The sequence below is a fragment of the Georgenia wangjunii genome (genome assembly GCF_036421975.1).
Lineage (GTDB): Bacteria > Actinomycetota > Actinomycetes > Actinomycetales > Actinomycetaceae > Georgenia_A > Georgenia_A wangjunii.
Map to the genome: position 1 here is coordinate 1 of NZ_JAZGON010000001.1, position 18,041 is coordinate 18,041.

The following is an 18,041-nucleotide window of genomic DNA, read 5'->3' on the forward strand; positions in this document are numbered from 1 at the left end:
ACGACGGGTGCGTTGGTTGCGACAGTCGGCGCCGGTGCCGCGTTTGGTACAACTTCCGATCCTGAGGCGACGGACGCCTCGGAGAAGGTCATTATCGACGCGGACATGGGCCAGCTGAACGACGACGCACTGGCCATGTTCGCGTTGCTCAACGACGAGAACACCGAAGTGCTCGGCGTGACCACCGTCGCGGGCAACACCTGGGTCGAGGAGGGGACGGCCTACTCCCTCAAGCAGCTGGAGATCGTCGGCCACACCGAGGTCCCGGTCATCCAGGGAGCCGGTGGCCCCCTCATGGGCGACCGCCAGGCCCAGCTGGAGGCCGAGCAGATGCTGTGGGGCAACTCCGAGTACATCGGAGCATGGAGCCGCGAACGCCCCAGCTCCTACCTCGAGCTCGCCAACGCCCCCTACCAGGGCTACCCAGAGACCGAGCCGCTGGACGTCAACGCCGTCGACTTCATCGTCGACAGCGTCAAGGCCAACCCGGGCGAGGTCACCCTCTTCGTGCTCGGCCCAGCCACGAACATCGCCCTCGCGGTCAAGACCTACCCCGAGATCGTCCCGCTGGTGAAGCAGGTCATCTACATGGGCGGCGCGATCGACATCCCGGGTAACACCACCCCGGCAGCGGAGTTCAACTGGTGGTTCGACCCCGAGGCCATCAAGATCACCCTCAACACCCCCTTCGAGCGCCAGCTCGTCGTCCCGAACGACATCGCCGAGCGGGTCTACTACACCAAGGACATCTACGACCGCGTCATCGAGGGCGAGCGCACCCCCGTGCGCCAGATGTTCATCGACCAGCACGGCCCCCGCTTCGAGGCAGACCCCGACCGGCAGTCCTACGTCTGGGACCTGCTCACCGCCGCAGTCTTCATCGATCCGAGCATCGCCACCGACGTCCAGGAGCGATACATCGACATCGACGTCAACTACGGCCCGAACTACGGCCGGTCGATCGGCTACCACGAGAGCCGCAACCGCGACTTCGACGACCCGTCCAACTTCCCGCCCCACACCCAGAAGGTCGAGATCCTCTTCGACATCGACCGCGAAGCCTTCGCTGACTTCTACGTCGAGTACGTCGGCGGACTGGGAAGCGGCGGTGAGCAACCCCCGGGCGAACCTACGACCGAGCCCACGTCTGAACCGACAGGCGAACCGACTGACGAACCGACAGGCGAGCCGACGACCGAACCCAGCAGTGACGGCACGCGGACGCCTACCACTGACCCCAGCGAAGACGGCACGGGCGGGTCCGACGGCGGGACAGATGCCGGCGGCAACCTCCCGTCCACCGGCGCCGGCGTCCTGCCGGTGATCATCACCGCCCTGGCCCTCCTCGGTGCCGCCGTGGCTCTGCTGGCGGTCCGGCGGCGTGCAGAGCGCTGAGACCCCAGCCAGGCAGAACGAATCATCATTCGACCAGTGAATTGAGAGGATGCTCTACTGTGAAGAACAAGCCGAAGATGCTTGCGCTAGTCACGACGGGTGCGTTGGTTGCGACAGTCGGCGCCGGTGCCGCGTTTGGTACAACTTCCGATCCTGAGGCGACGGACGCCTCGGAGAAGGTCATTATCGACGCGGACATGGGCCAGCTGAACGACGACGCACTGGCCATGTTCGCGTTGCTCAACGACGAGAACACCGAAGTGCTCGGCGTGACCACCGTCGCGGGCAACACCTGGGTCGAGGAGGGGACGGCCTACTCCCTCAAGCAGCTGGAGATCGTCGGCCACACCGAGGTCCCGGTCATCCAGGGAGCCGGTGGCCCCCTCATGGGCGACCGCCAGGCCCAGCTGGAGGCCGAGCAGATGCTGTGGGGCAACTCCGAGTACATCGGAGCATGGAGCCGCGAACGCCCCAGCTCCTACCTCGAGCTCGCCAACGCCCCCTACCAGGGCTACCCAGAGACCGAGCCGCTGGACGTCAACGCCGTCGACTTCATCGTCGACAGCGTCAAGGCCAACCCGGGCGAGGTCACCCTCTTCGTGCTCGGCCCAGCCACGAACATCGCCCTCGCGGTCAAGACCTACCCCGAGATCGTCCCGCTGGTGAAGCAGGTCATCTACATGGGCGGCGCGATCGACATCCCGGGTAACACCACCCCGGCAGCGGAGTTCAACTGGTGGTTCGACCCCGAGGCCATCAAGATCACCCTCAACACCCCCTTCGAGCGCCAGCTCGTCGTCCCGAACGACATCGCCGAGCGGGTCTACTACACCAAGGACATCTACGACCGCGTCATCGAGGGCGAGCGCACCCCCGTGCGCCAGATGTTCATCGACCAGCACGGCCCCCGCTTCGAGGCAGACCCCGACCGGCAGTCCTACGTCTGGGACCTGCTCACCGCCGCAGTCTTCATCGATCCGAGCATCGCCACCGACGTCCAGGAGCGATACATCGACATCGACGTCAACTACGGCCCGAACTACGGCCGGTCGATCGGCTACCACGAGAGCCGCAACCGCGACTTCGACGACCCGTCCAACTTCCCGCCCCACACCCAGAAGGTCGAGATCCTCTTCGACATCGACCGCGAAGCCTTCGCTGACTTCTACGTCGAGTACGTCGGCGGACTGGGAAGCTAGACACTCCCCCGACGCCATGTGGCAAGGAGCCCCGACCGGTCGGTCGGGGCTCCTTGCTACGTGGCGTCGTCGACTCGCAGCTGTGGGTCGTCGACTCGCGGCTCTGCGTCGTCGGGCTCGGGCTCCGGGGGGAGCTCGCCCTGCTCGACGACGGCGTCGTCGTCGCTCGGCGCGCTCTCCGCGGCCTCGTCGGCAGTCGGCGCGACGACGTCGGGGTCCTCGCCGTAGAAGGGGCCCCGGTACTGCGGGCGCATGAGATTCTCCACCGACAGGAGCTCGTCGAGCTCGGCCTCGCTCAGGAGCCCGCGCTCGAGGACGACCTCGCGCACGCTGCGGCCGGTGCGCGCGCACTCGCGCCCGACGACGTCGCCGTTGTGGTGCCCGATGACGGGGTTGAGGAACGTGACGATGCCGATGGAGCCCATGACGTAGGCGCGGCAGACCTCCTCGTTGGCCGTGATGCCCTCGACGCAGCGCTCCGCGAGCGCGCGGCAGGCGTTGGTGAGGAGCGACATCGACTCGAAGAGCGCCTGGGCGATGACCGGCTCCATGACGTTGAGCTGGAGCTGCCCCGCCTCGGCGGCCATCGTCACGGTCACGTCGTTGCCGATGACCTTGAAGCAGACCTGGTTGACCACCTCGGGCAGGACGGGGTTGACCTTGGCGGGCATGATCGAGGACCCGGCCTGGAGCTCGGGCAGGTTGATCTCGTTGAGCCCGGCCCGCGGCCCCGAGGAGAGCAGCCGCAGGTCGTTGCAGATCTTGCCGAGCTTGACGGCGGACCGCTTGACCGCCGCGTGCATGGAGACGTAGGCGCCGGCGTCGGACGTCGCCTCGATGAGGTCCGGGGCGGGCACGACGGGCAGCCCCGTCACCTCCGCGAGGTGGGCGACGGCGCGCGCGGCGTACCCCTCGGGCGCGTTGAGCCCCGTGCCGATCGCCGTGGCGCCGAGGTTGACCTCGAGGAGGAGCTCCTGGTTCCGCTCGAGGTGGTGGATCTCCTCGGTGAGGAGCGCGGCGAAGGCGGTGAACTCCTGCCCGAGCGTCATCGGGACTGCGTCCTGCAGCTGGGTGCGACCCATCGTCAGGACGCGGGAGAACTCCTCGCCCTTGCGCGAGAACGCGGCGGAGAGGTCGGTGAGCACCGCCGTCAGCTCCTCGACGGCGCGGTAGACCGCCACCCGCAGGCCGGTCGGGAACGCGTCGTTCGTCGACTGGCTCTTGTTGACGTGGTCGTTGGGGTTGACGACGTCGTAGCGGCCCTTGGGCAGGCCGAGGTGCTCGAGGGCGAGGTTGGCGACGACCTCGTTCGTGTTCATGTTGACCGACGTGCCGGCGCCGCCCTGGAAGACGTCGACGGGGAAGTCCCCGAGGCAGCGGCCCCGCACGAGGACCTCGTCGCACGCGGCGACGATCGCGTCGGCGATCTCCGCGGGGACCGTACGCAGCTCGCGGTTCGCCAGCGCCGAGGCCTTCTTCACGGCGACCATGCCCCGCACGAGCGCGGGGACGTCCCCGACCGGGCGCCCCGAGATGCGGAAGTTCTCCGTGGCCCGGAGCGTGTGGATGCCGTAGTACGCCTCGGCCGGGACCTCCCGCTGCCCGAGGAGGTCCTCCTCGGTGCGGGAGGCCCCGGCCGGGGTCGTCATGACGTCTTCGGCGCCGTCATCGACGCGACGTCGAGGGCGACGTCGAGCTGGTCGGCGCTGATCTCGCCGCGCTCGACGTACCCGAGGTCCTCGACAGCCGCCCGCACCGTCATCCCCTGGGCGACGGCGTGCTTGGCGATCTTCGCCGCAGCCTCGTAGCCGACGACGCGGTTGAGCGGCGTGACGATCGAGGGCGAGGACTCGGCGAGGGCGCGGCAGCGGTCGACGTTCGCGGTGATCCCGTCGACGCACCGGCCCGCGAGCGCCCGGGAGGCGTTGGCGAGCAGCGTGACCGACTCGAGGACGTTGCGGGCGAGGACCGGGAGCATGACGTTGAGCTCGAACGAGCCCGAGGCCCCGGCGAACGTGACGGTCTGGTCGTTGCCGATGACCTGCGCGCACACCATGAGGGTCGCCTCGGGGATGACGGGGTTGACCTTGCCCGGCATGATCGACGAGCCGGGCTGGAGGTCGGGGATGGCGATCTCGCCGAGACCTGTGTTCGGCCCGGAGCCCATCCACCGCAGGTCGTTGCAGATCTTGACGAGCGAGACCGCCACGGTGCGCAGCGCTCCCGACGTCTCGACGAGGCTGTCCTGCGCGCCCTGCGCCTCGAAGTGGTTGCCCGCCTCCGTCAGCGGCAGGCCCGTGTGCTCCGCGACGAGCTCGATGACGCGCCGGGAGAACCCCGCCGGGGTGTTGATGCCCGTGCCGACGGCGGTGCCCCCGAGCGGCAGCTCCGCGAGGCGCGGCAGTGCCGCCCGGACCCGGTCGATGCCGAGCCGGACCTGCGCCGCATAGCCACCGAACTCCTGGCCGAGCATGACGGGGGTGGCGTCCATGAGGTGGGTGCGCCCCGCCTTGACGACGTCGGCGAACTCCTCGGCCTTGGCCTCGAGCGAGCCGGCGAGGACGTCGAGCGCGGGCAGGAGCTCGGTGACGACCGCCTGCGTCGCGGCGATGTGGATCGAGGACGGGAAGACGTCGTTCGAGGACTGCGAGGCGTTGACGTGGTCGTTGGGGTGCACCGGGTGCCCGAGGAGCGTCCCGGCGAGGCTGGCGACCACCTCGTTCGTGTTCATGTTCGACGACGTGCCCGAGCCGGTCTGGAAGATGTCGACCGGGAAGTGCTCGTCGTGCTCGCCCGCGATGACCTGGTCGGCCGCCGCCGCGATCGCGTCGCCCATCGCCGGGTCGAGCACACCGAGCTCGGCGTTGGCGAGGGCGGCGGCGCGCTTGACCTGGGCGAGCGCGGCGATGTGGTGCCGCGAGAGGCCGGCGCCGGAGATCGCGAAGTTCTCGACGGCGCGCTGGGTCTGGGCGCCGTAGAGGGCGTTGCGGGGGACGCGCACCTCCCCCATCGTGTCGTGCTCGATGCGGACGTCGTCGGTCACGTTGCCGGTCACTTCTCGTCGAGGTCCTTGCCGAGCAGCTCCGCGAGGGAGTCGAGGGCGCCCTCGGCCCCGTCGCCCTCGGCGCTGAGCGTGACCTCGTCCCCGTGCTTGGCGCCCAGCGTCATGATCGCGAGGATGCTCGCGGCGTCGACGGGGTCACCACCGGCCTTGGCGATCTGGACGGGGACCCCGGCCTCGTTGGCCGCCTTGACGAAGATCGAGGCGGGACGGGCGTGCAGGCCGACCTTCGAGCCGATGGTGGCGGTGCGCTGGGCCATGTGGGTTCTCCTTGGTGGTGGGTGTCGCTAGAAGGGGCTGTAGGGCGAGACGACGACCTCGACGCGCTGGAACTCCTTGACGTCGGAGTAGCCGGTCGTGGCCATGGCGCGCCGCAGCGCGCCGACGAGGTTGAGCGTGCCGTCGGCCTTGCGGCTGGGGCCGTGGAGGATCTCCTCCATCGTCCCGACGGTGCCGACGCGGACCCGCTCGCCGCGCGGGAGCTCGGGGTGGTGCGCCTCCGAGCCCCAGTGCCACCCCCGGCCGGGGGCCTCGCTCGCGCGGGCGAGCGCAGCACCGAGCATGACGGCGTCCGCGCCGCACGCGACGGCCTTGACGAGGTCGCCGGAGCGCCCGACCCCGCCGTCGGCGATGACGTGGACGTAACGCCCGCCGGACTCGTCGAGGTAGTCGCGGCGCGCGGCCGCGACATCGGCGACGGCGGTGGCCATCGGGGAGTGGATGCCGAGGGAGACGCGCGTCGTGTGCGCCGCTCCGCCGCCGAAGCCGACGAGGACGCCGGCGGCTCCGGTCCGCATGAGGTGCAGCGCCGCGGTGTACGTCGCGGCCCCGCCGACGATGACGGGCACGTCCAGCTCGTAGATGAACCGCTTGAGGTTGAGGGGCTCGGCCGTGGAGGAGACGTGCTCGGCGGAGACGGTCGTGCCGCGGATGACGAAGAGGTCGACCCCGGCCTCGACGACGGTGCGCCAGTGCTCCTGCGTGCGCTGCGGCGAGAGCTTGCCGGCGACGGTGACGCCGGCCTCACGGATCTCCCGCAGGCGGGCCGTGATGAGCTCGGGCTGGATCGGCGCGGCGTAGATCTCCTGCATGCGGGAGGTGGCCTGCTCGCCGTCGAGGGTGGCGATCTCCTCGAGGAGGGGCGTGGGGTCGTCGTACCGGGTCCACAGCCCCTCGAGGTCGAGGACGCCGATGCCCCCGAACCGGCCCAGCTGGACGGCGGTGGCGGGGCTCATGACCGAGTCCATCGGCGCCGCGAGGACGGGCAGGTCGACGTGGTAGGCGTCGATCTGCCACCCCACCGACACGTCCTCCGGGTCACGGGTACGCCGCGAGGGCACCACCGCGATGTCGTCGAATGAGTAGGCGCGGCGGCCCCGCTTGCCCCGGCCGATCTCCATCTCGTTGCTCACCAGAGCAGGCTACCGGTCGTGGCGGGCGCCCGGCCCGCGCGCCTCGACGGCGGTGTCGGTGGTCGCTGGCAGGGTGGCAGCAGATCGAAGGAGGCTCCCATGAGCGCATGGCCCCGCGGCCCGTTCCTCGGTTTCGACACCGAGACCACCGGAATCGACGTCACCCAGGACAGGATCGTCACCGCGGCGCTCGTCGAGCGCGACGCCGCGGGCACCCGCGTCCGCACGTGGATCATCGACCCTGGGGTCGAGATCCCCGCCGAGGCGACGGCGGTCCACGGCATCACGACCGAGCGCGCCCGCGCCGAGGGCATGGACCCCGGCCTCGCCCTGTCGCAGATCGCCGACGAGCTGGCCCGCGCACAGGCGCGGGACGTCCCCGTCGTCGCCTACAACGCCGCGTACGACCTCGCCATCCTCGACCACGAGCTACGCCGCCACGGCCTGGCCACCCTTGCCGACCGGCTGGGCCGGGACTGCATGCCCGTCATCGACCCGCTCGTGCTCGACCGGGGCCTCGACCGTTACCGCAAGGGCAAGCGCAAGCTCGGGGACCTGTGCGTGCACTACCGGGTCGCCGAGCAGGCGGACCTGCACACGGCCGAGGTCGACGTCGTCGCGACGCTCGACGTCCTCGCCCGCATCGCGGCGCGCTTCCCCGAGATCGCCGCCGCCCGGCTCAGTGACCTCCACGCGTGGCAGGTCGACCGGCACCGTGACTGGGCGGTGAGCTTCAACGCCTGGCGCACGAGCCAGGGCTACGACGGCCCGGGCGCGAACCTCGGCTGGCCCATGCCGCTGCCGGACGTCGCCCGCGCGCTCGAGCCGAGCGCCCAGCGCGCGTAGCCGGCGCGCGACGCGGGGCCTCAGCGGTTGTAGTTCGGCGCCTCGGCGGTGATCTGCACGTCGTGCGGGTGGGACTCCTTGAGCCCCGCCGCGGTGATGCGCACGAACTTGCCGCGGGCGGCGAGCTCGGGGAGGTTGTGGGCGCCGACGTAGAACATCGACTGGTGCAGGCCGCCGATGAGCTGGTAGGCGACGGCCGAGAGCGGGCCACGGTAGGGCACCTGGCCCTCGATGCCCTCGGGGACGATCTTGTCGTCGGTGGAGACGTCGGCCTGGAAGTAGCGGTCCTTGGAGTAGGAGACGCGCCCGCGGGAGGCCATCGCCCCGAGCGAGCCCATGCCGCGGTAGTGCTTGTACTGCTTGCCGTTGACGAAGACGAGGTCGCCGGGGCTCTCGTCGCAACCCGCGAGGAGCGAGCCGAGCATGACGGTGTCCGCGCCGGCGACGAGCGCCTTGGCGATGTCGCCCGAGTACTGGAGGCCGCCGTCGCCGATGACGGGCACGCCCGCCGGCTTGCACGCCTGCGCGGCGAGGTGGATGGCGGTGACCTGCGGGACGCCCACTCCCGCGACGACGCGCGTCGTGCAGATGGAGCCCGGCCCCACCCCCACCTTGACGGCGTCGACGCCGGCGTCGACGAGCGCCTGGGCGCCCTCGCGGGTGGCGACGTTGCCGCCGATGACCTGGACGTGGCGCATGGACGGGTCGGCCTTGATCCGGGCGACCATCTCGAGCAGCGCGCGGGCGTGGCCGTTGGCGGTGTCGGCGACGAGCACGTCGACCCCCGCCTCGACGAGCGCGGTGGCACGCTCCCAGGCGTCCCCGTAGAACCCGATCGCCGCGCCGACACGCAGCCGGCCCTCGTCGTCCTTCGTCGCCGAGGGGTACTGCTCGGACTTGACGAAGTCCTTGACGGTGATGAGGCCCGACAGGACGCCGTCGGCGTCGACGATCGGCAGCTTCTCGACCTTGTGCCGGGCGAGGAGCGCGGCGGCGTCGGCCGAGGAGATGCCCACCGGCGCCGTGATGAGCGGCATGCGGGTCATGACCTCGTGGACGCGCATGTCCGCGAAGGCGCTCGGGGAGATGAACCGGAGGTCGCGGTTCGTGATGATGCCGACGAGGATGCCGCGCTCGTCGACGACGGGCAGCCCGGAGACGCGGTACCGCGCGCACAGCGCGTCGAGCTCGGCGAGCGTCGCCTCGGGCCCGACGGTGACGGGGTCGGTGACCATGCCGGACTCGGAGCGCTTGACCATGCGCACCTGCTGCGCCTGCGCCTCGATCGAGAGGTTGCGGTGAAGGATCCCGATGCCGCCCTGGCGAGCCATGGCGATGGCCATGCGCGCCTCGGTCACCGTGTCCATCGCCGCGGACACGAGCGGGATCCGGGTCGTGATCTCCCGGGTCAGCCGGGCCGTCGTATCGACCTCGGAGGGCAGGACGTCGGTCTCCCCCGGCAGGAGGAGGACGTCGTCGTAGGTGAGGCCGACGAGGCCGAACGGGTCGTGTGCGGGGTGGGAGTCACTCACCCCCCGATACTACGGCGAGTGCTCCGCCCCGAGGACACCGGCGATCTCGTGCACGGCCGCGACGGCGGTGCGCACCCGGCGCACCCGGGGCAGCCACACCTCGGGCGCGTCCGTGCCGAGGAGGAAGATCTCGACGTCACCGCGCTCGCTCGCCGCCTCGACCAGCCCGACGGCGCCTGCCGGCGCTCCGAGGACGGCGAGGGCCCCGGCCCCCTCCTCGCGGACGAGGTCGAGCAGCGCGGCGGTGCCGGCGGCCGCCGCCTCGCCCCGGGCCGCTGCCGCACCGTCGTGCGCCGCCGGTCCGAGGACGCCGCGCACGATCCGCGCCCGCACGCCGGCCTCGAGCAGGGCGGCGCCGACGACGTGCGCGCGCAGCCGTGACTCCTCGCTCGCGTAGAGGAGCACCGAGGCCGGGCGCGGGACGCTCGCCGGCTCGTGCGCCCGCTGCGCCCGCTCGGTGCGGGCGGCGACGTCGCGCACGGTCGCGAGCATGGCGGCCTCGAGGACGCCCTCGGGGTCCATCCCGGGACGCTCGAGGCGGCCGCGCTGGCGCAGCATCGCCAGCGCCGGCTTCGTCACCTCGGTCCACGTCTCGACGATCCCGCGCTCGGCGGCGGCGCGCGCGAGCATGCGCTGCAGGCGGGGCGGGTCGGGCTCGACGGCGGCCGCCGCGAGCGTGAGCGGGTCGATGATGAGCTGGGCGTCGTCGTCCCGGCTCGCGGGTGACTCCACCCGCTCGGGCGTCGCGGCACCGCCCTCCTCGTCCGCCGCGATGCGCGCGGCGTCCGCGGGCGCGACCCCGCGCAGCGTGAGCCGGCGCATCGTCTCGAGGCGGGCGACGTCGTCCGGGGTGTAGCGCCGGTGGCTGCCCGCCTGGTGGGACGACGGCCCGAGGCCGTAGCGGCGGTCCCACGTCCGCAGTGTCGACGCGGCGACGCCGAGGCGGTTGGCCACGGCGGCCACGGTGAGCGGTGCCCCGTCCGCGTCGAACCGTTCTGCTGCCACCAGTCCCCCTCGTCTCTCGCCGTCCGATTGTGCCCCCTCGCCGAGGGCCGGGCATGCCACTCGGCCGCACACCCGGGACGAACGACCCTTGCATCGTTTCTTGAATCGGTCGCGCCAGGGGCTTGAACAAGTTGTGCATCGCTTGCTACGTTCATCCCAGTGCACGGCGAGGAGGGCCTCGCCAGCCGAACGGCACTCGACGTAGAGAAGGAGCGGTGACATGGCTGAGCTCTCGAGGCTTCCCGGACCGGTGATGGACCTGTGGGAATGGCAGTACGAGGGTGCGTGCCGCGAGGCCGACCCGGACCTGTTCTTCCACCCCGAGGGTGAGCGTGGCGGGACCCGCCGGCGCCGCGACGAGGCGGCCAAGGCCATCTGCGCCGCGTGCCCCGTCATCGAGGCCTGCCGCCAGCACGCACTCACGGTCCGCGAGCCCTACGGCGTGTGGGGCGGGCTGTCCGAGGACGAGCGCCAGGACATCCTCGCCGGCAGCGCCCGCCGCGTCGTCTGAGAGCACGGCAGCCTGACAACGACGAAGCCCCCGGTCCGAGAGGACCGGGGGCTTCGTCGTGGAGCTGGTGGGTCAGTGCGTCACTTCTCGACGACGGCGAGGATGTCGCGCGCGGAGAGGATGAGGTACTCCTCGCCGGCGTACTTCACCTCGGTGCCGCCGTACTTGCTGTAGATGACGACGTCACCGACGGAGACGTCGAGCGGGACGCGGTTGCCGTTGTCGTCGACACGCCCGGGACCGGTCGCGATGACCGTGCCCTCCTGGGGCTTCTCCTGGGCGGTGTCCGGGATGACGAGACCAGACGCCGTGGTCTGCTCGGCCTCGAGCGTCTGCACGACGATGCGGTCCTCGAGGGGCTTGATGGAGACCGACACTGCGGACCTCCCCTTCACGTGAGTGTGGAACGGAACGTGGTCAGGTGCGCCGCAACATCCCTGCACCGTCCGCCGTCGCGGGGATCGAACGGGTGAGCTCTGCTGCGGCAGTCACAGCCCGGGGGCTGCGCCATGGCCAAATCTATGGCGGCGTTAGCACTCGGTCAAGGCGAGTGCCAACGCCGCCGGCGCGGTCGAGGCACGCGGGGGCGAGGTGGGAGGATCGAGGGGTGGATCCCGCCGGCCTGACCAAGCTCCTCTCCCCCGAGGGCTGGGCCCTCCTCGGCCAGCTGCCCCCGTACGACGAGAGCGCCGCGCTGCGGATCGCGAGCGGCCTGCGGGACCGGGGCGTCGACGCCGAGCTCGTCGCCGCGGCGATGACGCAGAGCCGCCTGCGCGCCCGGGCCGTGAGCAAGTTCGGCGACTTCGCCGCGGCCATGCTCTTCACCTCCGGCGGGCTCGAGCAGGCCACCCGCTTCGCCGTCGCCGCGCACCACGGGCGGCGCTACGCCGCCGCCGGCGTACGGCGGGTAGCGGACCTCGGCTGCGGGATCGGCGGCGACGCCATGGCGCTGAGCGCGCTCGGGCTCGACGTCCTCGCCGTCGAGCAGGACGAGATGACGGCGGCGATCGCCACGGTCAACCTGCGGCACTTCCCCACGGCGGAGGTGCGCCACGGCGACGCCCTCGCGCTCGACCTGCGGGCCGAGGGCGTCGACGCCGCGTTCGCCGACCCGGCCCGCCGCACACGTCGCGGGAACCGGGTCTTCGACCCCCGCGCGTACAGCCCGCCGCTGGACGCCGTGCTCGCCCTGCGCGAGACCGTGCCGGCGCTCGGGATCAAGGTCGCGCCGGGCATCCCCCACCCGGCCCTGCCGGCGGACACCCACGCCCAGTGGGTGAGCGTCGACGGCGACGTCGTCGAGGCGGGCCTGTGGTTCGGGCCGCTCGCCCCCGAGGGGCCGGGGCGCAGCGCCCTCGTCCTGCGGGGTGAGGAGCCGCACACCCTCACCGAGGCCGCCGGCGAGCAGGGACCGCCCGACGCGCCCGTGCGCGCCGGGGTCGTCCGCCCGCTCGCGTCCTACCTCTACGAGCCGGACGGCGCCGTCATCCGGGCCGGGCTCGTCGCGCGCGTCGGCGACCTCGTCGACGCCGGGCTCGTGAGCGAGTCCATCGCGTACCTGACCGGGGACTACCTCGTCCCGACGCCGTTCGCCCGCGCCTACCGCGTGCTCGACTCCTTCGACTTCGGCCTCAAGCGCCTGCGCACGTACCTGCGCGACCGGGACGTCGGCGTCCTCGCCATCAAGAAGCGCGGCACCGCCGTCGAGCCGGGCGAGCTGCGCCGCCAGCTCAACCTGCGCGGCTCCGCGTCGGCGACGATCGTCCTCACGCGCCTCGGGGGGCGGCAGAGCGTCATCGTCGTCGAACCGGTGTGAGGGTCGTCGCCCGCGGGACCGCGCGCACGGCCTCCCGGCACGGCACTATGGGCGCATGAGGATCCCCTTCGCCTCGTCGGAGCGCTCGACGGTGGGCATCGAGTGGGAGCTCGCGCTCGTCGACGCGGACTCCGGAGACCTGCGGCAGGTCGCCGAGACCGTCCTCGATGCGGTGCGCCCCGCGGGCGCAGAGAGCCACCCCAACGTCCACGCCGAGCTCCTCCTCAACACGATCGAGGTCGTCTCGGGCGTGTGCCACACCGTCGGGGAGGCGGGGCGTGACCTCGAACGGACCGTCGAGGAGCTGCGCACCGTCATCGACCCGCTCCGGGTCGACCTCATGTGCGCCGGCACCCACCCCTTCGCCCGGCCCGCCTACCAGCGGGTGACGAACAAGGGCCGGTACGCCACCCTCATCGACCGCACGCAGTGGTGGGGGCGGCAGATGGTCATCTACGGCGTCCACGTCCACGTCGGGATCGAGGACCGGGACAAGGTCCTGCCCATCCTGCGCGCCATGCTCACGTACTTCCCCCACCTGCAGTCCCTCGCGGCGTCCTCGCCGTACTGGGCGGGCAGCGACACCGGTTACGCCTCGAACCGCGCACTCCTGTTCCAGCAGCTGCCGACCGCCGGGCTCCCCCAGCCGTTCGGTGTGTGGTCCGAGCTCGAGGAGTACGCCCAGGGCATGACCCATACGGGCGTCATCGACGCCTTCGACGAGATCCGCTGGGACATCCGGCCCGCCCCGCACCTCGGGACCCTCGAGGTCCGCGCGTTCGACGGCGCCTCCAACCTCTCCGAGGTGCTCGCCCTCGCGGCTCTCACCCACTGCCTCGTCGAGCACTTCTCCGCCATGCTCGACCGGGGCGAGGAGCTGCCGAGCATGCCGCAGTGGTTCATCGAGGAGAACAAGTGGCGCTCGGCGCGCTACGGGATGGACGCCATCGTCATCCTCGACGCCGCCGGCAACGAGCAGCTCGTCACCGAGTCCCTCCCCGAGCTGCTCGAGACCCTCACGCCGGTCGCCGACCGGCTCGGCTGCCTCTCCGAGCTCGACGGCGTGCGCACGATCCTGCGCAAGGGCGCGTCGTACCAGCGCCAGCGGGCGGTGGCCCGGCGCAACGACGGCGACCTCGACGCCGTCGTCGCCTCACTCGTCGCCGAGATGCGCGCCGGGCGCCCGCTCTAGCGAGCGCCCGGCGCTCGCTCGAGCGCGCCGGCCTCCTCGAGCGCGAGCACGGCGAGGACGACGTTGGCGCTCGACCACGTCAGCGGGGCGACGGCGGCCGGCGCGCCGTCGGCGAGGACCTTCTCCGGGATCGCCCCCGACGCCGTGCGGTGGGCGGCGAGCCAGTCGAGCCACTCCCGCGCGAGCCCGGGGTGGCCGTTGCTCGCGGCCGCGAGCGCGTACAGGCTCGTCTGCGGCGTCCACGAGATGCCGTCCTGCTTCCACCCCGCCCCCGGCGCGAGACCGCCGGCCGGGCGCGCCATCTCCTCGGCCGAGGCGAGCCAGGCCGCCTCGGCGCCGGCGAGCGGGACGGGGACGAACGGCGGCAGGAGCACGGCCGTGGCGGCGTCCCGGTGCCCGCTCCCCCGCAGCAGCGCGAGCGGGCCGGTGCGGGCGTAGCGGTGGTAGCCGGGCCCGAAGGCGTCCTCGACGGCGCCGCGCACCTCGACCGCCCGGGTGCGGATCGTCTCCGCGCGACCGGCGTGCCCGGCCCGGGCGTAGACGCCCGCGGCGGACTCGAGCCCGGCGAGCATCGGCGCGACGGTGCCCAGCGTGAGCTCGCGCTCCGGCACCTCCCAGTAGTCCGGCGACGGGGGCGGCAGGTGCGAGGCGCCCGCGGTGAGCGCGAGGACCTGCTCGCTCGCGCGGTCGACGAGCGGGCGCAGCTCGGCGAACGCCTCCTGCGCGGTGGCGGCGTCGAGCTCGGCGAGCACCTCACCGGCGGCCCACAGCACCCAGCCGAGCCCGTCGAGCTGGATCCCCCGCCCGTCCGGCGGGCCGGAGCCGTCGGGGAGGTAGCGCGCCTCGAGGAGGCCGTCACCGGCCTGGACGCCGGCGAGGAAGGCGAGGACCTCACGGGCGTCCTCGGGGTGCCCGGTACGGGCGAGCGCGACGGCGACGAACGCCGCGTCGCGGGGCCACACGTAGCGCCAGCGGTCGGTCCAGCCCGCCACCGCCGCCCCGGGGGAGGCGGGCGTGACCGCGCCGCCGGCGCCGCGCAGGCGCGCCCCCGTGAGGGTGTGCAGGTCGAGCAGCGCGCCCGCCACCAGCTCCTCGTAGGCGGTGCCGGCCCCGGGGACGGTGCCGGTGGCGAGCCACGCGCGCTGGGCGGCGGCGCGGTCACGGGCCGCCGGGTCCCCGGCGAGCACGCGCGATCCGGGCAGGTACGTCGCACCGGACCCGGCGGGCACGGGCGCGACCGTGCCGTCCGCCATGAGGTGGACCCCGTCGAGGTAGAGGCTGACGTGGGCCTCGTGCGGCGCGGGGGCCCGCACGACGGCCGAGGCGAGGACCGCACAGACGAGGACGAGGGTGAGGCGGCCGACCCAGCGCCGCACGTCAGGCGCGGATCGTCGCGAGCGGCATGCCGGAGTCGGTGGCGAGGTCGAGCGCCGAGGGCTCGACGCCCGAGCGAAGCATCGCCGCGCCGAGCGCGGCGATCATCGCGCCGTTGTCGGTGCAGTAGCGGATCGGCGGGATGCGCACGTCGATGCCGAGCCGGGCCCCCTCCTCGGCCGCGAGCGCCCGCAGCCGGGAGTTCGCCGAGAAGCCGCCGCCGATGACGAGGGTCGAGCAGCCCGCGTCCCGGCAGGCGGCGAGGGCCTTGGTGACGAGGACGTCGGCGACGGCCTCGGAGAAGGAGGCGGCGACGTCGGCGACGGGCACCTCCTCGCCCGCGTCCTCGCGGCCCTCGACGTAGCGGGCGACGGCCGTCTTGAGGCCGGAGAAGGAGAAGTCGTAGGCGTGGCGGGCGACGTCCTTGCCGCGGGAGAGCCCCCGCGGGAACCGGATGGCCTCCCGGTCGCCCTGCTGGGAGAGCCTGTCGACGTGCGGGCCGCCGGGGTACGGCAGCCCGAGCAGCCGGCCGACCTTGTCGAAGGCCTCCCCCGCCGCGTCGTCGAGGGTCTGGCCCAGCTCGACGACGTCGGTGGCGATGTCCCGGATCTCGAGCAGCGAGGTGTGCCCGCCCGAGACGACCAGGCCGATGAGCCGCTCGGGGAACGGACCGTCGACGAGCTCGTCGACGGCGATGTGCCCGATGACGTGGTTGACCCCGTACAGCGGCACGCCCGTGGCGAGCGCGAGGGCCTTGGCGGCGGCGGCACCGACCGTGAGGGAGCCGACGAGCCCCGGCCCGGCGGTCACGGCGATCGCGTCGACGTCGGCGAGGCCGACGCCCGCGCGCTCGAGGGCGGCGTCGAGCGTGGGCACGAACGCCTCGAGGTGGGCGCGGCTGGCGACCTCAGGCACGATCCCGCCGAAGCGGGAGTGCTCGTCCATCGACGAGGCGGTGACGTCGGCGAGGAGCTCGCGGCCTCGTACGAGCGCCACACCTGTCTCGTCGCAGCTCGTCTCGATGCCGAGGACCAGGGGTTCGCTCACGGGGCAAGGTTAGTCGCGCGTGGCGGGTGAGCGGACCCACCCCCGCCCGAGGGAGGTCGGCCGCGGAGGACCCGGCGTCGGCGGGGCCGCCGCGCGACCGCTGCTGCGCCCCTGGTGCGTTCTCGCCCGAAGCCGTACGGTCGTCAGGTCAGCGAGCTCGAGCAGGAGCTGCCTCGAGCGCTGCAGCTCAGCACAGAGTCACCGACGCCGGGGGGCTGACCGATGGAGCAGTGGACCCAGACCCTGGGGGCGCCCGCCCTGCTGGGGATCGCGGTCGCCGCCGTGGCGGTGCTGCTGTTCCTCATCATGAGGCTCCGGATGCACGCGTTCGTCGCGCTCATCCTCGTCAGCCTCCTGACCGCGTTCGCCACCGGCATCCCGGCAGGCTCGGTCGTCGGCGTCCTGACCGACGGATTCGGCGGCACCCTCGCCTCGGTCGCCCTGCTCGTGGGCCTGGGCGCGATGCTCGGCCGGCTCGTGGAGACCTCGGGCGGCGCCCAGGCCCTGGCCGCCACCCTGGTGCGCCGCTTCGGTGACGACCGCGCGCCCCTGGCGTTGGGCGTGGCCTCGCTGATCTTCGGTTTCCCGATCTTCTTCGACGCCGGGCTGGTCGTCATGCTGCCCGTCGTGTTCGCGACGGGCCGCCGGCTCAACGCCCCGTTGCTGCTCTTCGGGTTGCCCGTCGCTGGGGCGTTCTCGGTCATGCACGTGTTCGTGCCACCCCACCCCGGCCCCGTGGCCGCCTCCGAGCTCCTCGGCGCCAACTCCGGCTTCGTGCTCCTCGCCGGCCTGGTGGTCGCCGTGCCCACCTGGTACGTCACGAGCTACCTGTTCAGCAAGTGGGCGGGCCGGCGGTTCCCGCTCTCGGTGCCGGACATCCTCTCCGGTGGCAAGCAGGACAAGGACCCCGCCCTCAACCCGCCCTCGGCCGGCACGATCGTCCTCCTGCTCGTGCTGCCCGTGCTGCTCATCTTCCTCAACACCGGGTTGGACATGGCGCGCGCCGAGGGGCTGGTCGACGCCGAGGCATCCTGGTACGGCGTGCTGTCCACCATCGGGGCGACCCCGGTCGCCTTGCTGATCTCGGTCATCGTGGCCGCCGTCGTGCTCGGCAACCGGCGCGGCGTGGAGAAGTCGGCGCTGGAGAAGACGCTGGACTCCGCGCTCGGTCCGGTGGCCTCGGTCATCCTCATCACCGGCGCCGGTGGCATGTTCGGCGGTGTGCTGCGGTCCTCGGGGATCGGCGACGCACTCTCCGGCACGCTGCAGGACCTCGGTCTGCCCGTCATCCTCGCGGCCTTCATCATCGCCCTCCTGCTCCGCGTGGCGCAGGGCTCGGCGACGGTTGCGCTCATCACAGCGGCTTCACTGGTCCAGCCGGCGGTGGCGGCCGGGGGCTTCAGCGAGCTGCAGCTCGCGGCGATCGTGCTCGCCACGGCCGCCGGGTCGGTGGGCCTCTCGCACGTCAACGACTCCGGGTTCTGGCTCGTCGGCCGGCTGTTCGACATGGACGTCAAGACGACTCTGAAGACGTGGACGGTGCTGGAGACCCTCATCGCCGTCATGGGCTTCGCGCTGGCGTGCGCCATCTTCCTCATCTTCTAGTCCAGGAAGCGGTGCCCTTCGGGGTGCCTGGCCCAGCGGGCGGCGG

The 18,041-nt window shown here is 72.4% G+C and carries 15 protein-coding genes and 1 pseudogene; 7 read left to right on the plus strand and 9 right to left on the minus strand.

The features are described from left to right. Positions 1-12: 12 nt before the first annotated feature. Entirely contained in the window at positions 13-1,395 is a 1,383-nt protein-coding gene (locus V2J63_RS00005) for a nucleoside hydrolase (protein ID WP_331229650.1), read from the plus strand. 77 nt (positions 1,396-1,472) lie between these two features. Continuing rightward, the gene (locus tag V2J63_RS00010) at positions 1,473-2,594 is read left to right on the plus strand and encodes a nucleoside hydrolase (protein WP_331229651.1); all 1,122 of its coding nucleotides are present in this window, start codon (positions 1,473-1,475) and stop codon (positions 2,592-2,594) included. A gap of 215 nt (positions 2,595-2,809) precedes the next feature. Here the strand turns inward: V2J63_RS00010 and aspA are convergent. The 4 genes and pseudogenes from aspA to V2J63_RS00030 all read right to left on the minus strand — a co-directional run. Then, a pseudogene (gene aspA / locus V2J63_RS00015) lies at positions 2,810-4,243 on the minus strand (aspartate ammonia-lyase); the annotation flags it as partial. Next, positions 4,240-5,649 (minus strand): class II fumarate hydratase, encoded by a 1,410-nt coding sequence (locus tag V2J63_RS00020; protein WP_331228934.1) that lies wholly within the window; start codon positions 5,647-5,649, stop codon positions 4,240-4,242. The pseudogene aspA and the gene V2J63_RS00020, both read right to left, overlap by 4 nt. Beyond that, the gene (locus tag V2J63_RS00025; RefSeq protein ID WP_331228935.1) at positions 5,646-5,915 is read right to left on the minus strand and encodes an HPr family phosphocarrier protein; all 270 of its coding nucleotides are present in this window, start codon (positions 5,913-5,915) and stop codon (positions 5,646-5,648) included. Before V2J63_RS00025 ends, V2J63_RS00020 begins: the two co-directional genes overlap by 4 nt. A gap of 27 nt (positions 5,916-5,942) precedes the next feature. After that, positions 5,943-7,067 (minus strand): GuaB3 family IMP dehydrogenase-related protein, encoded by a 1,125-nt coding sequence (locus V2J63_RS00030; RefSeq protein WP_331228936.1) that lies wholly within the window; start codon positions 7,065-7,067, stop codon positions 5,943-5,945. 99 nt (positions 7,068-7,166) lie between these two features. On the opposite strand from V2J63_RS00030, the gene V2J63_RS00035 reads away from it, so the two are divergent. Then, positions 7,167-7,913 (plus strand): exonuclease domain-containing protein, encoded by a 747-nt coding sequence (locus V2J63_RS00035; RefSeq protein ID WP_331228937.1) that lies wholly within the window; start codon positions 7,167-7,169, stop codon positions 7,911-7,913. A 20-nt stretch (positions 7,914-7,933) separates the two neighbouring features. Here the strand turns inward: V2J63_RS00035 and guaB are convergent, their stop codons facing one another. Together guaB and V2J63_RS00045 are read right to left on the minus strand one after the other, a co-directional pair. After that, positions 7,934-9,445: an IMP dehydrogenase gene (gene guaB, locus V2J63_RS00040; protein WP_331228938.1), complete on the minus strand. Its 1,512-nt coding sequence runs from the start codon at positions 9,443-9,445 to the stop codon at positions 7,934-7,936. Positions 9,446-9,454: 9 nt separating this feature from the next. Beyond that, a complete protein-coding gene (locus V2J63_RS00045) occupies positions 9,455-10,450 on the minus strand; it encodes a MerR family transcriptional regulator (RefSeq protein WP_331228939.1) in 996 nt (331 codons plus the stop codon). Between the two features lie 220 nt (positions 10,451-10,670). Between V2J63_RS00045 and V2J63_RS00050 the strand changes: the two genes are divergently transcribed. After that, positions 10,671-10,961: a WhiB family transcriptional regulator gene (locus tag V2J63_RS00050; protein ID WP_331228940.1), complete on the plus strand. Its 291-nt coding sequence runs from the start codon at positions 10,671-10,673 to the stop codon at positions 10,959-10,961. Between the two features lie 80 nt (positions 10,962-11,041). Here the strand turns inward: V2J63_RS00050 and groES are convergent, their stop codons facing one another. Then, positions 11,042-11,338, minus strand: coding sequence for a co-chaperone GroES (groES, locus tag V2J63_RS00055; protein ID WP_331228941.1), 297 nt, complete (start codon positions 11,336-11,338; stop codon positions 11,042-11,044). A gap of 230 nt (positions 11,339-11,568) precedes the next feature. Between groES and V2J63_RS00060 the strand changes: the two genes are divergently transcribed. Together V2J63_RS00060 and V2J63_RS00065 are read left to right on the plus strand one after the other, a co-directional pair. Further along, positions 11,569-12,777 carry a class I SAM-dependent methyltransferase gene (locus V2J63_RS00060; RefSeq protein ID WP_331228942.1) on the plus strand — a complete coding sequence of 403 codons (1,209 nt, stop codon included), beginning with the start codon at positions 11,569-11,571 and terminating at the stop codon, positions 12,775-12,777. Positions 12,778-12,832: 55 nt separating this feature from the next. Further along, positions 12,833-13,969, plus strand: a complete 1,137-nt coding sequence (locus V2J63_RS00065; protein ID WP_331228943.1) for a glutamate--cysteine ligase — start codon at positions 12,833-12,835, stop codon at positions 13,967-13,969. On the opposite strand, the gene V2J63_RS00070 is transcribed toward V2J63_RS00065, so the two are convergent. Continuing rightward, the gene (locus V2J63_RS00070; RefSeq protein WP_331228944.1) at positions 13,966-15,345 is read right to left on the minus strand and encodes a glycoside hydrolase family 15 protein; all 1,380 of its coding nucleotides are present in this window, start codon (positions 15,343-15,345) and stop codon (positions 13,966-13,968) included. The two genes, V2J63_RS00065 and V2J63_RS00070, sit on opposite strands and share 4 nt — an antisense overlap. A gap of 1 nt (position 15,346) precedes the next feature. Next, positions 15,347-16,390, minus strand: coding sequence for a tRNA (adenosine(37)-N6)-threonylcarbamoyltransferase complex transferase subunit TsaD (gene tsaD, locus V2J63_RS00075; RefSeq protein WP_331228945.1), 1,044 nt, complete (start codon positions 16,388-16,390; stop codon positions 15,347-15,349). A 222-nt stretch (positions 16,391-16,612) separates the two neighbouring features. Here tsaD and V2J63_RS00080 point away from each other — a divergent pair, with 222 nt between their 5' ends. Next, on the plus strand, positions 16,613-17,995 hold the full coding sequence (locus V2J63_RS00080; RefSeq protein ID WP_331228946.1) for a GntP family permease: 1,383 nt from the start codon (positions 16,613-16,615) through the stop codon (positions 17,993-17,995). The last annotated feature ends 46 nt before the right edge of the window (positions 17,996-18,041 follow it).

Bases quoted from the DNA above. Each gene is read 5' to 3' on its own strand.
- V2J63_RS00010 (WP_331229651.1), top strand. From the start codon at position 1,473: ATGCTTGCGCTAGTCACGACGGGTGCGTTGGTTGCGACAGTCGGCGCC.
- V2J63_RS00025 (WP_331228935.1), bottom strand. From the start codon at position 5,915: ATGGCCCAGCGCACCGCCACCATCGGCTCGAAGGTCGGCCTGCACGCC.
- V2J63_RS00035 (WP_331228937.1), top strand. From the start codon at position 7,167: ATGAGCGCATGGCCCCGCGGCCCGTTCCTCGGTTTCGACACCGAGACC.
- V2J63_RS00050 (WP_331228940.1), top strand. From the start codon at position 10,671: ATGGCTGAGCTCTCGAGGCTTCCCGGACCGGTGATGGACCTGTGGGAA.
- V2J63_RS00065 (WP_331228943.1), top strand. From the start codon at position 12,833: ATGAGGATCCCCTTCGCCTCGTCGGAGCGCTCGACGGTGGGCATCGAG.
- V2J63_RS00080 (WP_331228946.1), top strand. From the start codon at position 16,613: ATGGAGCAGTGGACCCAGACCCTGGGGGCGCCCGCCCTGCTGGGGATC.